Origin of the sequence: Micromonospora sp. NPDC005710 (genome assembly GCF_040630995.1) — a bacterium.
Taxonomy (GTDB): Bacteria; Actinomycetota; Actinomycetes; order Mycobacteriales; family Micromonosporaceae; genus Micromonospora.
In genome coordinates, this window is record NZ_JBEXYP010000006.1 from 175,003 (window position 1) to 190,290 (window position 15,288).

The 15,288-nt window shown below is 71.2% G+C and carries 13 protein-coding genes; 2 read left to right on the plus strand and 11 right to left on the minus strand.

From position 1 onward, the window contains the following. Window positions 1-10: 10 nt before the first annotated feature. The 3 genes from ABZ406_RS10780 to ABZ406_RS10790 form a co-directional block, all read right to left on the minus strand. Window positions 11-577: a PadR family transcriptional regulator gene (locus ABZ406_RS10780; RefSeq protein WP_357758630.1), complete on the minus strand. Its 567-nt coding sequence runs from the start codon at window positions 575-577 to the stop codon at window positions 11-13. 65 nt (window positions 578-642) lie between these two features. Further along, window positions 643-1,323, minus strand: coding sequence for a response regulator transcription factor (locus ABZ406_RS10785; RefSeq protein ID WP_357758634.1), 681 nt, complete (start codon window positions 1,321-1,323; stop codon window positions 643-645). Then, window positions 1,320-2,399 carry a histidine kinase gene (locus tag ABZ406_RS10790; protein ID WP_357758637.1) on the minus strand — a complete coding sequence of 360 codons (1,080 nt, stop codon included), beginning with the start codon at window positions 2,397-2,399 and terminating at the stop codon, window positions 1,320-1,322. The genes ABZ406_RS10785 and ABZ406_RS10790 overlap by 4 nt, the downstream gene beginning before the upstream one ends. A 515-nt stretch (window positions 2,400-2,914) precedes the next feature. Here ABZ406_RS10790 and ABZ406_RS10795 point away from each other — a divergent pair. Then, window positions 2,915-4,195 (plus strand): multicopper oxidase domain-containing protein, encoded by a 1,281-nt coding sequence (locus tag ABZ406_RS10795; protein ID WP_357758640.1) that lies wholly within the window; start codon window positions 2,915-2,917, stop codon window positions 4,193-4,195. 20 nt (window positions 4,196-4,215) lie between these two features. Beyond that, the gene (locus ABZ406_RS10800) at window positions 4,216-4,650 is read left to right on the plus strand and encodes an SRPBCC family protein (protein ID WP_357758643.1); all 435 of its coding nucleotides are present in this window, start codon (window positions 4,216-4,218) and stop codon (window positions 4,648-4,650) included. A 55-nt stretch (window positions 4,651-4,705) separates the two neighbouring features. Here the strand turns inward: ABZ406_RS10800 and ABZ406_RS10805 are convergent, their stop codons facing one another. The 8 genes from ABZ406_RS10805 to ABZ406_RS10840 form a co-directional block, all read right to left on the minus strand. Continuing rightward, window positions 4,706-5,995 (minus strand): cellulose binding domain-containing protein, encoded by a 1,290-nt coding sequence (locus ABZ406_RS10805; RefSeq protein WP_357758646.1) that lies wholly within the window; start codon window positions 5,993-5,995, stop codon window positions 4,706-4,708. A gap of 210 nt (window positions 5,996-6,205) precedes the next feature. Then, window positions 6,206-7,351 (minus strand): alanine racemase, encoded by a 1,146-nt coding sequence (locus ABZ406_RS10810; RefSeq protein WP_357758649.1) that lies wholly within the window; start codon window positions 7,349-7,351, stop codon window positions 6,206-6,208. After that, window positions 7,348-8,949 (minus strand): IucA/IucC family protein, encoded by a 1,602-nt coding sequence (locus ABZ406_RS10815; protein WP_357758652.1) that lies wholly within the window; start codon window positions 8,947-8,949, stop codon window positions 7,348-7,350. Before ABZ406_RS10815 ends, ABZ406_RS10810 begins: the two co-directional genes overlap by 4 nt. Continuing rightward, the gene (locus ABZ406_RS10820) at window positions 8,946-10,574 is read right to left on the minus strand and encodes an IucA/IucC family protein (RefSeq protein WP_357758655.1); all 1,629 of its coding nucleotides are present in this window, start codon (window positions 10,572-10,574) and stop codon (window positions 8,946-8,948) included. Before ABZ406_RS10820 ends, ABZ406_RS10815 begins: the two co-directional genes overlap by 4 nt. Beyond that, complete coding sequence (locus tag ABZ406_RS10825; protein ID WP_357759002.1) at window positions 10,571-11,740, minus strand: siderophore biosynthesis protein; 1,170 nt, start codon at window positions 11,738-11,740, stop codon at window positions 10,571-10,573. Before ABZ406_RS10825 ends, ABZ406_RS10820 begins: the two co-directional genes overlap by 4 nt. 50 nt (window positions 11,741-11,790) lie before the next feature. Further along, on the minus strand, window positions 11,791-13,287 hold the full coding sequence (locus tag ABZ406_RS10830; RefSeq protein ID WP_357758658.1) for an MFS transporter: 1,497 nt from the start codon (window positions 13,285-13,287) through the stop codon (window positions 11,791-11,793). After that, window positions 13,284-14,543 (minus strand): MFS transporter, encoded by a 1,260-nt coding sequence (locus ABZ406_RS10835; protein WP_357758661.1) that lies wholly within the window; start codon window positions 14,541-14,543, stop codon window positions 13,284-13,286. The genes ABZ406_RS10830 and ABZ406_RS10835 overlap by 4 nt, the downstream gene beginning before the upstream one ends. Further along, window positions 14,540-15,250: a siderophore-interacting protein gene (locus tag ABZ406_RS10840; RefSeq protein ID WP_357758664.1), complete on the minus strand. Its 711-nt coding sequence runs from the start codon at window positions 15,248-15,250 to the stop codon at window positions 14,540-14,542. The genes ABZ406_RS10835 and ABZ406_RS10840 overlap by 4 nt, the downstream gene beginning before the upstream one ends. Between the last annotated feature and the right edge of the window lie 38 nt (window positions 15,251-15,288).

Below are 15,288 nucleotides of genomic sequence, written 5' to 3' on the forward strand. Positions count from 1 at the left end.
GCTGGCGTCGTCACGACGTGGTCATCGAGGTCGGCTGGTTGGCCATCAGCTTGGGCAACTGGTCGAGCAGTTCGTCGTGCCAGGCGAGCTCGGTACGGAGTCGGAGCTCGGTGTGACGGAACGTCGTCCACTCCAGACCGCGGATGTGTGGCGCGGCCAGCTCCCGGAGCGCGAGCCACGCGTCGAGCTGCGCGGCAAGGGCCTTGCGACGCGCGACGATGATCGATCGCAGCGCGTCCTCTTCGAGGTCGATCACGTTCTGCAGGGCCAGATCGACCGGGTCGTGCCGGAGCTTGGTGTCCCGCAAGGCCTCGTCGCGGTGGTCGATCAGCTCCGCCGCGCCGGCCGAGGTGAGCGCGTAGATCGTGCGGGCGGGCCGGTTGCCCTCCTGCTCGGTCCGGATGGCCTCGATGACGCCCTCGACCTGCATCCGGTGCAGGGCACCGTAGAGCGAGCCCGGTTTGACGTCGCTCCACAGCTCGGTACGGTCGACCTGGGCCGCCCGGCGGATCTGGTGCCCGTGCATGGGGCCCCCACGCGCGAGCGCTCCGAGCACGAACAGGCGAGTGCTATTCACGGCATTAGTCCAACACGAGTGCCCGTTTGCGGGCAAGCCACCCAGGGCAATCCTTGAGCCGCCTGCTATCCGCCGTGAAATGTCGGGTCGACGCAGAGCCTCGGCAGGACGATGAGCGAAGCGGCAATGGCCCTGTTGACCGCGTCGATCCGTGACACCGCGCCCAGTTTGGCGAAGATGTTGCGGAGGTGGCGCTTGACCGTCGCCTCCGACAGGCAGAGCCGACCGGCGATCTGGGCGTTGCTCATCGCCTGACCAACCAGCTGCAGAACCTCGCGCTCACGGTCCGACAGCGTGCTGTGCACCGGGCCCTGCACCTGGGTCAGGCTCTCGCGCGACACCGCAAGCATCACCGGCGCGTCATCGGCCCGCGCGCCGCGGATCGCCGCCACCAACTCCTGGCGCGTCGAGTTCTTCAGCAGGTAACCGCAGATGCCGAGGGTCAACAACTCGCGCAACAGCGTCGGGCCGTCGAACATGCTGAGGATGATCACTCGGCTCGCCGGCGCGACGTCACGGATCCGGCGGACCGTCGTGGTCACCCCGTCGCCGGGAATCTGCACGTCGAGCAGCACGATGTCGGGCTGGCGGACGCGGATCTCGTTGATCGCCGCGCCGCTGTCACCGGCCTCGCCGACGACCACGAGGTCACGCTGGGCGTCGAGGATCTCCCGGAGGCCGTCGCGCACCACGACGTGGTCGTCGACAAGCACGATGCGGGTCGGCTCGATCATCGTGACGGTCACCGGCCGACCCCCGCCTCGACGGCGAGCAACGGCACCACCAGCTCGACCGAAGCGCCCTGGTGGCTCGTCGCACGCACCGCGAGGCGACCGCCGACGGCGGCCGCGCGCTCAGCCATCGCGCGCAGGCCGGAGCCGTCGCGCATCGCCCCGACGTCGAAGCCCACCCCATCGTCGGCGACCGTCGCGCGCAGCTCGTGCGGGGTGATGTCGACGACCGCGTGGATCACTCGGGCACCGGCGTGGGCGACCGCGTTGCGCAGTGCTTCACGGACGACCAGGAAAACCTCGTCGAGCACCTCGGGCGGCACCCACGACTCGTCGCCGTTGATCTCGGTGTGCAGCCGCGTCTCGCCCGTCTCGACGGTCGACAGGAAGTTGGCCAGCGCCTCGTCGAGAGACCCGAGCGGCTGCGAGAGCCGAAGGTCGGCGATGAGCACCCGCAGGTAGCCGACCGCGTCGTGGAGCGACTCCCGGGCGATGACCACCCGGCGGTCGACGTCGTTCTGGCGACGTTCCTGGGCGAGCTCGTGGGCCTCCAGGTTGCGGTACGCGGCGCTGAGGCTGTGGCCCAGCCGGTCGTGCAGCTCGCGAGCGATCAGCGAACGCTCGGCGATCTGCGCCTGGTGGACCTCGTTCATCAGGCCGGCGGCGTAGCGCGAACTCGCGTCGAGCAGCCGGGTCAGCGTTGCACGGGTGAGCGCGTCGGCGACACATGCCAGGATCGCGCTCTGGTCGGGCTGGCCACCCAACTGCTCGAGCGCGTCGGCCAACACGATGTCGGCGAGCGCGATGACCGCGCGGAAGCACTCGCGTGGGTGGAGCTCGACGCCCTCGGTGAACACCGTCGGCGGCGATGTCGACAGCGGGTCGATCGTCTCGCGACGGATCTCGGCGATCGTCTCCTGCAGCAGGACGTCGGCCTGGGTCGCGTAGCTGACGATCAGGTCAGCGGCCCCGGCGAAGTCGTCGCCCGCAGCCGCAAGACGTCGACGATAGGCGACAAGGATCGGTTGACGCCGACGTTCGAGAACCTCGGCAGCGGCCCTCTGCAGCGCAACGCTTTTTCCAACAACCATTGCGGATCCCCCGGTGTGTGCCCTATAGCTCCCCAGGTGCGGGCTTGAACGGCTCTCCCCAGCGCCGGCTGCCCGCCGTGTCGCCGACCCCCCCATGCGTGGGCGACAAAGCACTCAGATCGGATCGGCCACTTATGAGTTGTCACGGCCGACTACTCGCACGAGTCTACGGTCTCACCGCGCATCGCTGGAAGCATCGAAGCTTAGCTTTTGGTAGTCACATCAAAACTTAAGGTGAAATCCACTTTTGGCCGCGATCAGCCTTCGACGGAGCGTCGAGCGACGTCCGCGACAGTCCACCCGAGACCTCGACACCAGGAGTGGAGCGACCAATGGTGAGCAGACGCAACGTCATGAAAGCCGGCGCCACCGCAGGAGCAGCCGCGCTGGTCACGGCCACTGCGGCGGCAGCGGCCCGCGGATCCACCGCGTCCGCGACGCCGGCTCACGGCGCCCACACCGGTCATGGGAAGACGGCACACGTCGCGGCCGTAACCGCCCCGTTCGCTGTCCGGATGCCGATACCGCCCGTCCAGAAACCGATCGCCTCGGTAGCCAACACCGACTTCTACGTCGTTTCCACCCGTAAGGCTCAAGTGGAGATCCTGCCCGGCACGCGAACCGAAGTGTTGACCTACGACGGGCTGTTTCCCGGCCCGACGTTCCGGGTCAAGACGGGTCGGCTGGCGGTCATCGCCCACAGCAACCACCTCGACATGCCGACCGCGGTGCACGTACACGGCGGCCACACACCGTCGAGCAGCGACGGGTTTCCGACCGACGTGCTCGACCCGGGCAAGAGCCGGCTCTACAGCTATCCCAACAAGCAGCGGGCCGCCACGCTCTGGTACCACGACCATGCCCACCACATGGAGGCCGAGCACGTGTTCCGTGGGCTGGCCGGCTTCTTCCTGATCGACGACCCAGCCCAGGCGGAACTCCGGTTGCCCTCCGGTGACTACGACGTGCCGATCATGCTGCGCGACGCCCGGTTCGCCGACGACGCGAGCCTGATCTTCGAACCCGACGACTTCCAGTTCCGCAACACGATCCTCGTCAACGGCAAGCCGCAGCCCTACTTCCAGGTGGCCGCGCGCAAGTACCGACTGCGCTTCGTCAACGGGTCCAACCTCCGCACGTTCACCCTGCGGCTGGGCAACGACGCCGAGGTCACCCAGATCGCGAGCGACGGCGGGCTGCTCGCCGGGCCGACGCCGATCCGCGCGTGGAGCCTGACCCCCGGCGAGCGGATCGAGATCGTCGTCGACTTCGGCGCTTTCCCAGTCGGCAGCCAGATCATCCTCGACGACGCCGTGGCCGGGCCGGTGCTGCGCTTCGACGTCAACCGGACCGCCGCCGACACCAGCCGGGTGCCCGACCGACTGAGCACCATTCCCGCGCTGCCGGCGGCCACCAAGGAGCGGGCCTTCACCCTCAACTTCAACCCGTCGACAGGTCAGTTCCTCCTCAACGGGCAGCAGTTCGACGCCGAGAGGGTCGACACCGAGATCAAACGCAACACCACCGAGGTGTGGACGGTGACGAACGGCGACACGCTGTTCGGCATCCCACACAACTTCCACCCCCACCTGGTCCAGTTCCGGGTGCTGGCCCGAAACGGCCAACCACCGGCGCCGGGAGAGGCCGGGGTGAAGGACACCATCTCGGTGGGGCCGGGCGAGACGGTCCGCATCCAGGCGACATTCGGGCCGTACCTTGGCCGGTATGTCTACCATTGCCACATGATCGACCACTCGGCCAGTGGGATGATGGCACAGATGAAGATCGTTCCCTGACCCCTGAGAAAGGGTTTCTTGTGCCCTCGGCAGAGAAGACAGTGCACATCGGACGGACTCCCGACGACGTCTTCGCCTTTCTCGCCCGCGGCGAGAACGACGCGCGCTGGCGTCCCAACGTGCTCGACATCGCGCGCGTCTCCGGCGAGGGGGTCGGCGCTCGCTACCGGCAGGGGCTCAAGGGCCCCGGCGGGAGCCGCATCCCGGCCGACTACGAGGTGACCGGGTTCGAGCCGGGCCGACGCCTGGCGTTCCAGGCCACCGGCAGCGTCGTCCGCACCCAGGGCGAGTACACGCTCCGGCCGACCGACGGCGGCGGGACCCAGCTCACGCTGAAGCTGGCATGGCAGCCGAGTGGGCTGTCGCGCTTCCTCGGCCCGGTCGTCGGCAAGACGTTCGAGGAGGAGATCGCCGCCCTCGACGCCCTCCGCGCCCTGCTCGAGGGCGAAGCCTGAGGGTTGCACCTGCGGGCCCGGAGCCGGTTGGCTCCGGGCCCTCCCTCTGTCGACCTCAGGGGCTGGTGCAGGTGACGCTGCCGGGTGCGGTGGCACCGTTGCCGGTGGCGGTGAAACCGAAGGTGGTCGAGGCGTTCGGCCCGACCGCGCCGTTGTACGGGGCGTTCCTGACGGTCACGCTGCCACTGGTGCCCGTGTTGACGCCGCTCCAGAGGCTGCTGATGGCCTGACCACTGGCCAGGGTCAGACCCACGGTCCAGCCGTTCAGCGGCGTGCTGGAGTTGTTTGCCACTGTCACCTCGGCCTGGAAGCCGCCGGGCCAGGTGTTCAGCGTCCGGTAGGTGGCGGCGCAGGTGCCCGGTTCGCCGGTGGGCGGTGGGGTGGTCGGCGGCGGGTCGGTGGGCGGCGGGTCGGTGGGCGGCGGAGTCGTCGGCGGCGTGGTCGACGCGAACTGGCTGAAGAACCTCCAGATCTCACCCGAGGTCCAGGTCCGCGAGTCGTTGGGGCTGCCGGATCCGTCGACCGGGCTGGGGGTGTGGTCCCCGTCGAATGCCGCCCACTGCACCGGGTAGCCGGCTCGGCAGCCCGCGTACGCGGTGGTGATGTGGGTGAGGCTGCCCCGGCTCGGTTCGCGCGGGCTCTGCGCGGTGCAGCCGTTGTTCCGCACGAACGTGTCACGCAGCTGCCGACCCTGGGAGATGTTCAGCACGCTGTCGTAGATGCCGTGGATGCCGAAGTAGGCGACGGGCTGGGTGCCCCCGTTGCATCCGCTGAGGTTCGCGCCGGACAGGACGGTGACCGCGCGGACGATCGTGGGCCGGGCGCAGGCCACCGCGTAACTCATCGCCCCGCCGTAGCTCCAGCCCAGGGCGAAGCGCTGGGTGGTGTCCACGCAGAGGTCGTTCTCGATCTGACGGGAGATGTCGTCGAACAGGGTCAGGTCCCGCCCGTTGGTGTTTGCCCAACCAGCGTTGAGTCCCTGTGGAGCGACGAAGATCGTGCTGTTGTTCGACAGCGGCTGGAGCCCGTAGTAACCGGCCGAGGTGACGTTGTTGGCGGAGCCGTTCAACCAGTGGAAGCCGAAGATCAGGCGGTAGGGGTGGTTCCGGTCGTACCCGTCCGGGATCCGCAGGTTGTACGTGCGGCTCTGGCCGCTGCTCTGAATCGTGCGTGTTCCGCTGGCGAGGGTGGGCGCCTTGCCGCAGCCGGCGGTCGCCGCGAGGGTGCCGTTCGTGGCGGCCGCCGCAGTGGCACCGAAGCCGCTGCTCAACGCGCCGCCGGTGGTGGCCGCGAGGAGTAGCGCTGCGGCCGCGATGGATGGGAGGAAGAACCTGTGTCTCAGCATTGCTGGGGCTCCTTGCCGTTCGACGACCAACAGTGGTCGCCTGGCATCGACGGGGGCCCGGACTGGTCACGGACCGGTGAGGCGGCGGGAGGGCTCGGCCCTCGGCGCGTCGTCGCCGGCTGGCTCGGGTGACCGGGAGCGTGCCCTTCACTCCCGGGCGAAAGATAGCATGTTATCGATAACACGCTGCGCCGATCGCGCCTCTCCGGCTTACCCTCCGAGCGGCCGTTCCGCCCACTCGGCGGCCACTTTACGCAGGTCACCGGTGCGGAACAGCGGAGGCTCGTGCAGCAGGAAGTCACGGTGGCTGATGTTCCAGGCGTACGCGCCGGCCATCGCGAAGGCCAGCACGTCACCCACGCCGATCGGCCCGGCGGTGGCCGAGAAGGACAGCACGTCCTTCGGGGTGCAGAGTTGCCCGACCACGGTGACCGGCCCGCCGTCGGTACGAGGGCCGCCGGCACCGCTTCGCGGGTGCACAGTGAACGGCTGCGCGTGCCCCTTCGCCGCCGGGGTTCGCAGGTGGTGCGTCCCGCCGGCCACCACCACGAACCACTCGCCGTAGGAGCGCTTCACGTCGACGACCTCGGTGAGGTACGCCCCACAGTGGGCGGTGACGGACCGGCCCGGCTCGATGCGCAGCCGCACCCCCGGATGCCTGTCCAGGACAGCGCCCAGGGCCCGGCCGTAGCCCTCCCAGTCGAACCGCGCGTCCGGGTCGGTGTAGTCGACGGTCATGCCCCCACCCACGTCCACCTCGGCGGCGTCGACCTCGGCCGCCGCCCAGTCGACAACGGCGGCGGCGACAGTCGCGGCGAGCGGCGCGTCCAGCCCGCTGGCCAGGTGGGCGTGGATTCCGCGTACGTCGATGCCGGCCGGCGGGCGACGGGCGCACGCGACAGCGTCGGCCGGGTCCATGCCGAACGGGCTGGGTCCGCCGCCCATGACCAGGCTCGCGCCCGGCGCGTCGACCGGCAGGTTCACCCGCAGCAGCACCTGGGCCGACCGGCCCGCGGCGGTGGCCAGCGCGCCGAGCCGCGCCAGCTCGGTGGGTGACTCGACGTGGATGCGGTGCACCCCGGCGGCGAGAGCGGCCGCGAGGTCCGTGTCGGTCTTACCCGGCCCGGCGTACGCGGCCGGGGCCCGTCCCGGCAGCACCTCTGCCAACCTGCGCAGCTCTCCCCGGCTGGCGGCCTCGAACCCGTCGACGATCGGGGCGAGGGTCCCCAGCACACCGGAATCCGGGTTGGCCTTGACCGCGTAGAGCAGCTCGACCTGCCGGGGCAGCGCCGCCCGGATCGCTCGGGCCTGCCGGGCCAGCGCGTCGAGGTCGTGGACGTAGACCGGTCGGGTCATCGTGGCCCACCCATCGGGTTCGGCACCGGCACGAACGGTGCCGCCCGGTCGGCGTCGCGCCGCCACCGGACCAGCAGGTTCGCCTTGGCCAGCAGCGGCTCCCCGGTCAGCAGTGCGCGCAGCTCGGCCGGGTCGCCGAGGTCGGCGGACACCGCCTCGACGACAGCGCGCAGCTCCTGCCACAGTCGCCGTTCGATTCCCGGCCGGGCGTCGGCGAGGGCGCCGCTGATCCCACCGAGGTGGTTGACGAACAGGCAGTAGACGATCCGGCGGTGGGCGGCCCGGGGGCCGTAGCGGACCTGCGCCGGCACTGCGTCCGGCCAGGTGCCCCACTGGTCGGCGGCCAACTTCACGCCCTCCAGGTCGCGCAGCAGCATGCGGACCGGGCGGTGGTCGCTGTCGAGCACGACGACAACGTTCTGCAGGTGTGCCTCGTGCACGACGCCGTGACTGAGCCAGCTGCGTAACACCGCTGGCACGAGCAGGCTGACGTACGCCCGCCACCAGGCCACCGGGTCCGCTGTCGCGAGCGGCGCCGCGGCCAGCGCCGCCGCCAGCACCGGGACGTCGCCGGGACGCAGGTGCGGGCGCAGACCGCCGCGCAGGATCGTCCCGTACGCCTCGTCCGGGCCGGGGACGTCGACAGTGCGGTAGGCGGGCTCGGTGAGCAGCCGTACCCCGTCCGGCAGCGGCACCCTGGTCAGCAGATCGGTCAGCGCCACCGCGCCGGTGAGTTCGTAGCGGGCGTTCTTGCGCAGGCAGTTGGTGATCCGCACGTGCAGACTGGTCTTCACGAACAGGTCGGCCTCGGGGGCGTAGAGGGTCCGGACGCTCGCCGTGGGTCGTACCGGCACACCGGCCGCCCCCAGGTGGCGCAGCAGTGGGTGGGTGGGCGGGATCAGCGACAGTTGCCAGGGGTGCACCGGCAGGACGCGGTGCCCGCGCGGGGGACGTGGTGGGTCGAGGGCGGCCACCAGCGGGTCGAACGGCCCGGCGTCGGCGATCAGGTCGTCCGGTACGGCGAGCCAGTGCAGCCGGAACGCGGTGCGCAGCTCCGGCGCGTACGCCCGCCAGCTGTCCGGGTCGCCGCTGCGCCACTTCGGGGTGGGGTGGTGCGGGTGGCCGAAGACGAGCGACTGTTCGGAGTCGACGTACGCGTCGATGGCCGGCTCACCGGTCGGGGTCGGGTCCTCGGCCGGTCGTTCGGCCAACAGCCGGGCCACTGTGTCCCGGCTGGCCCGGACCTGCTCGACGAACTCGTCGTTGGCCAGGCCGGTACGGGTGCCGAGTTCCCCGGCGACCAGGGCGGCCAACCCGTCGGCGTCCAGGTCCTCCCACCGTCCGCCGCCGGCACTGCGTTGGACGGGGCCGGTGTAGCGGTGCGCGCCGAGCGGCGAGACTCGCGCGACCTGGCAGCGCACCGTGACGTCGACGTGCCGCAGCAGCAGCCGGACGGCCCCGTCGACAACGGCCGGGGCGCCGTCCGGCGGGGCCAGCTCGCGCAGCAGGCAACCGAAGACGGCGTGGGCGGCGGCCAGGTCGGCGCGCCGACCGGTGTCGGTGTCCGGCCGGGAGCGCAACTGGGCGGCGCTCGTCATCGTGTCTCCCGGAGGTAGTTCGGGCCGGTACGCAGGTAGTACTTGTTGATGTCGGCGCAGCCCAGCCGCTGTTTGGGTAGCAGGGTTCCGGCGGTGAGCATCGCCTTGACGGGTAGCTGACTGGCGTGCAGGACCCGCTCGGTGAAGGTCCGCACCGCCGGTCCGTCACCCCACCTGTCGCGGGCGGCGGTGAGCCGGGGCACCAGCGCCTCGGCGGGTGTCGGTGCGGAGAGTCCTCGGGCGGCCAGTGCGACAAGGGGCGCGGCGGCGGCCAGGTGCAGTGTGATGGTGATGAACACGTCCGCCAGCTCCTGTGGGTCATCCGCCCACATCCGGTCGTCGTGCAGGGTGAGCGCGCTACGGCCGTCGTCCCGCGGGTCGAGTCGGGCGCCGTCGTTGTCCTTGTAGAGCAGCCCGACGGTGTCGTCCGGGTGAACCAGCAGGTGGATGTTCTGCGGGTGCGCTTCCAGTGCGATTCCGTGGCGGAGCCAGAGGAAGACATGCCAGTCGAGCAGCAGGTCCAGGTAGGACTCCAGCAGTGCGACGGGCCGCTGCGGGCTGATCCGTTCGAGGACCGTGCCCGCCACCGGGTCGGTGGCGGCGAGGGCCGCGACCGGCACCACCTGGACGCCGGCCAGGTCGCGCGGAAATCTGCGCAGCAGGAAACCGCGTCGCTCGTCACCGTCGACGTGTGCCCAGGTGCTCTCGTCGGCGTGTCGGATCCGACCGGCGAAGCGGGGTTCGGCGGTGGCGATCCGGTCGAGCAGTGCGGCGACTTCCGCACCGTCGGCGAGCGAGCCCGGTTGCAGAGTGCGTCTGTTGCGTGCGCCGAGACTCGCGGTCGGCAGCGGCAGTTTGAGATGCAGGTACGGGTCGTGGTCGAGCGCCACGGTCCGCATGGAGAGGGTGGGTCGCACCGGGGTCACCGGCAGATCCTGCACCGGGAGCGCGTCGCGGGCCACGGTGATCGGGTGGGCCGGCAGCAGTAGCTGATCGGGTCGCCGTGCGGGCGGCCACCACGAGGGCAGCTCGCCGGCGAGCTGGACGTCCTCGGTCGGGACGGCGTACCAGCGCAGCGCGAAACGGGGGGCGTGCTCCGGGGCGTACCCGAGCAGTTCGTCGTCGCGCAGGCCGTGCCGGCACCTGTCGGTGGGGTAGACGGGATGGCCCTGGTGGGCGGCGAGCACGTCGTCCAGGAGCGCCGCCGGCAGGCCGGTCGGGGTGCGCGCGCGTTCGGCTGTCACCTCGCTGAGCACCAGTGCCCGGTTGCGGGCGGCGAGCCGGCGGGCCCGCAGGTCGGCGCGGCACTCGACGGCGAAGTCCCGCCAGCCGGCCTCGGCCTCGGCGTTGTCGCGCGGCGCGAGCAGCGTCAACAGCCCTTCGACAGTCTCCGTACGCTGTGCGTGGCCGACGCCGACCACCAGCAGCACCATCGGCGCGGCGCAACGCAGCGCCTGCTGGAACCCGTCCACTCGGACCGGGATGCGCAACAGGCCGGCGGGGTGCGGCACCTCCCACCAGTCGGGCCCGTCCGGTCGGCCGGTGCTGCGCAGGCCGAGGTGATCCTCGCGCAGCAGGGCGTCGAGCACCCGGGCGAAGACCTCCCGCTCGCAGTCGTCGGTCACTCGACGATCGTCCAGGACAGGTTGCTGCGGAAGGCTGCCAGCGCCTGCTGGACGGCGCCCTCGTCGGGACCGATCCCGTGCAGCACGGCGAGGTAGTCGCGGTTCGTGCCGGTCAGCGCGGCGGTGCGGCCCATCTCGCGCAGCGGATGGCAGCCCAGCCGGACGTCGCCGTGCACGGTGTCCAGCGGACCCGGTGCGGCGACGAGACGGCCGGACCGGTCCGCGCAGACGTACTCGACCCGGGCGTACCGGTCGACGGTGTCGGGCAGGTCGAGGGCGGCCAGTGGCTCGCCGAGGTGGAGGCGGATGACGTACTCGAACAACGGCACACCGAACAGTTCGGCGAGGATCAGGTCCATCCGGTCGCCGATGAGCCGGTAGTTCACCTCGATGAGGCGTACCCGGCCGTCGGAGACGACGTACTCGGTGTGACAGGCACCGAAGCCGACCCCGAGCGCGTCGAGCCGCGCCCGCAACTGGGTGCGTGCCGGCTCCGCCGGGGGTGCCCAGGCGAGGCTCTCCTCGGTGAAGGTCGGCGGTGGGCCGAGGCCGGTGCGCCACCCGCCGAGGGAGGCCAGTGCGGTGCCGTCGCCGAGGGTCTCGAAGGTGTGCAGCTCGCCGTCGAGGTACTCCTCGACCACCAGAGCCACGTCGGGCCGCCGGCCACGGATCTCGGCCACCCGGGCGACCAGCTCGGCGTGGTCGGCCACCAGGTAGGCGTCCTCACTGGCCACCCCCTCGCGGGGTTTGACCACCGCCGGGAACATGCCGGCCGGCACGTCCGGCGTGGCGCCGGGGTCGACGGTGACGGCGCGTACCAGATCGAGGCCCGCAGCGGCGATCGCCCGGCGGGCCGCGGCCTTGTCCTTGCAGAGACGGGCGGCGTCCGGGTCCTTGCCGGGCAGGCCGAGCTTTCGGGCGGCGATCGCGGTGGCCTCCTGGAGGTGGTCGCTGTTGGACAGTAGCGCCACCGGTCGGGTCGGTGCCGCCGCCGCGACCACAGCGGCCGGGTCGCGTACCGCGCAGCGCGCCACCCGAACCTCGGCCGGCCATTCGCCCGGCCGGTCGGTGAGCACTGTGGTGGGCAGCCCGAGCGCCGCCGCCGCCGGGAGGAACCCGTCCAGGACGGCGTCGGTGGGGTTGAGCGCGGTCAGGTAGAGCCGCATACCGCCTCCGTCGACTACCACGATGTCACTATTAGGGTAGCCTACCCTTATTAGGCGGATTTGATGCGGTCTGCCCGGTGCAGCAATCCGGCGGCCACCAGGCCACCGATCAGCACCGCAGCCGCTCCCACCAGCTGCCCCGTCTTCAGCGCGGAGGCGAACGCGACGGTCACCGCCTCCCGTTCGGCCACCCCACCGGCGGCGGCGAGAGCCGCCGGAAACGATCCGGCGCCGGCCAGGGCCGCCGGCAGCAGCGCCGCGAACCGGGCATTCAAGACGGCCCCCAGCACCGCGATGCCGAGGCTGCTGCCCACCTCGGTCATGGTGCCGTCGACACCCGCGCCCGCGCCGGCCTTCGCCGTCGGGATCGCGCTCATCACCGCCTCGACGATCGCCGGATTGGCGAGCGCACAACCGACACCCATGACCAGCAGCCCGGCCAGCAGCACCCCGTACCCGTCGGACGGCACGAGTGTGACGAGCGCGAGACCAGCAGCGAGCAGCGTCATGCCGACCGCGATGGCGACCGCCAGGCCGAGGCGACGGATCACGACTGCGACGACGCCACTGACGTTGAGCAGCACGATGGAGAGCGCGAACGGCGCCATCCGCAGGCCGGCCTCCCAGGCGGGATACCCACTGACGAACTGGAGGTGCTGGGTGAGCAGGAAGAGCGCGCCGGTGGCCCCGAACGTGATCAGCACGACGCCGGAGATCGCACCCACGAAGCGCCGGTCCCGGAAGAAGCGCATGTCCAACATCGGGTACGCGATCCGTCGCTCCCACCCCACGAAGATCCCGAGCAGGAGTACGCCGGCAGCCGCCGCGCCGACCACAGCTGCCGACGCCCACCCCCGCTCCGGCCCGGAGATGATCGCCCAGACGACAGCGGTCAGGCCGGCAGTGGAGAGCGCGGCACCGAGCATGTCGAGTCGGCCGCCGGCCGGCCCACGGGACTCCGGGACCAGCGCACGGGCGACGAGCAGGCAGACAAGCACGATCGGCACGTTCATCAGGAAGATCGCGCCCCACGGCAGATGCGCGAGGATCGTGCCGCCGATCGGTGGCCCGACGGCGAAGCCCAACGCGCTGGTGGCCGCCCAGACGCCGATCGCCCGGGACCGCTCGTCGGCGTCGAAGACCTGCATCGCCACCGCGAGCGTCGCGGTGACGAGCAGCGCCCCGCCGACGCCCATCCCGGCCCGCGCGGCGATCAACTGGCCGCTGGTGCCGGCGAACCCGGCGGCCAGCGAGCCCACCCCGAACAGGACGAGCCCGGCGAGCAGCATCCGGCGGCGGCCGTACCTGTCGGCGGCGCTACCGGCGGTGAGCAACAACCCGGACAGCACCAACGCGTACGCGTTGATCATCCACTGCACCTCGGCGGTGCTGGCGCCCAGCTCGGTGGTGAGCACCGGCACCGCCACGGTCAGCACCGTGTTGTCGAGCACCACCACCAGTTGCGCGACACACAGGACGGCCAGGATGAGCCAGCGCTGTGGCAGTCGTGCCGGTGTGGTGGTGTCGGCCGGCTGAACCGCTGTCACGCCACCGCCTTGACGCCGTCCACGACCGGTTGCTCGGCCACCGGGCCGGCGGTGGGGCCGGGCCGGTGCGGGAACCGCCGCTGGTGGGCGAGGCCGAGGACGACCCCGGCGGCCACCAGCACGATTGCCGCCACCGCGACCGCCGGGTAACCGACCCGGTCGGCCGCCGCGAGACCGATGGACGCCGCCACGAACGAGCAGACCAGGCCGAACGACGACAGGACGGTGAAGTCGGTACCGCCGGTGTCGGGCCGCGAGTAGTCCATGTTCACGGTGTAGAGCACGACGTTGGCGATCGTGTAGGCCGCCATGAAGCAGCAGAGAGCGGCGATCGTCCCGCCGAGCGGCGCCCGGCCGTTCATCAGCGGCAGCAGCAGCAACGTCGACACGGTGAGCGCGACGCCGCCGACCACCAGCACGCCAGCGCGCCCGAACCGCCCGACCCCGAGCCCCGCGACCAGGCCCGCCACGATGGCCGGGACGCTCGTCACCACCCCGGTGACGACGCCGATCCGACCCAACGACCACCCGGCGTCGACAAGCGCCGGGGTGACCAGGGCGTACGCCATGCCCGCGCCGACGTAGACGAGCGGCACCACACCGAACGTCCACCACCGGCAGCCCGGCTGGCCGAACACCGACAGCAGCGCCCGGTAGGCGGTACCGACCCGTTCCACCCGATCGGTACGGGCCGGCTCCTGGAACCGCCACACCACCAGCAGGCCGACCGCCGTCATCGCGACCAGCAGGCCGATCGCCGGCGCCCAACCGAACCGGTCGTAGACCAGGACACAGGCACCGCCACCGAGCAGGTTGCCGAGGTAGCTCGCGGCGACCTGGATGCCGTTGCCGGTGCCGCGCGCCGAGTCGGCGAGCATCCGGACCGCGACGGCGTCCACGGCGATGTCCTGGGTGGCCGAGAAGAACACGTACGCGGCGCAGATCGCGACGATCGGGCCGAGCGCGTCGGCCGGGCTGGCGAACGGCAGCAACGCCAGAAGGGCGAGCACCAGGGCGGTCTGGAGCACGAGCAACCAGGACCGGTAGTGGCCGCGGTGCCGTGAGCCGTACCTGTCGAGGATCGGCGCCCAGAGGAACTTGATGGGCCAGATCAGGCCGACGATCTGCAACAGCGCCAACGTGTCGAGCGAGGTTCCACCGTCGCGCAGGATGGCGGTGAGCCCGACGGTGATGAAGCCGACGCCGAGGTACTGGGTGACGTACAGCGCGGTCAGGGTGCCGAGCCGGCCCTTCATGCCGCTTTCCAGTAGCCGAGGGCTGTCAACCGGTCCTTGTCGACGCCGAGCGTCTTGCGGAGGTGCCGGGTGATGCCCCGGGTGGTGGCCGCCTCGCAGGCCACCCAGTAGTGGCCGGCACCGCTTGCCGGCACTGCCGCGCAGACCGTGTCGACGAGGTGTTGACCCTCGTCGCGCCGTGGCACCCAGGTGACGTCGTGGTGCGTCCGGGCCCGCGGTGCGAGCGCCTTCTCGCCCTCGTGGGCGTACTCCAGCCAGACCGTCGCCGGGATGTCGGCACCGGCGTCGAGCAGGCTGTTCACCGCGGGCAGGGAGGCCGCGTCGCCGACCAGGTAGAGGTGCTCGGGCGCGGGGTCGGGCAGTTCGAAGGCGGTGCCCTGCACTGTCGCGCCGATGGTGTCGCCGACCGTGGCCGTGGTGGCCCACCGGGCGGCACAGCCGTCGTGGATGGCGAATTCGAGGGTGAACCGGCCGGTGGCCGGGTCGGGGTCGACAAGCGTGTACGCGCGCTGGTGTGCCTTGCCGTCGTTGTCGAACCACAGCCGGATCCACATCGTGGGGTGCACCCCGCACGTCTCCAGCAGGCCGCCCCCGTCGAGGAGGAGCCGCTGGTAGTGCCCGTCGATCGACTCGGTGCTCAGGACGGTCAGCTGAAAGTCCCGCCCTCCCATGGCCTTGAGGACCAGGGCCTCCCAGTTCCGTTTCACGCACCCCTCCAGGTAAGGTCATCCTTGGTTAGGGGAGG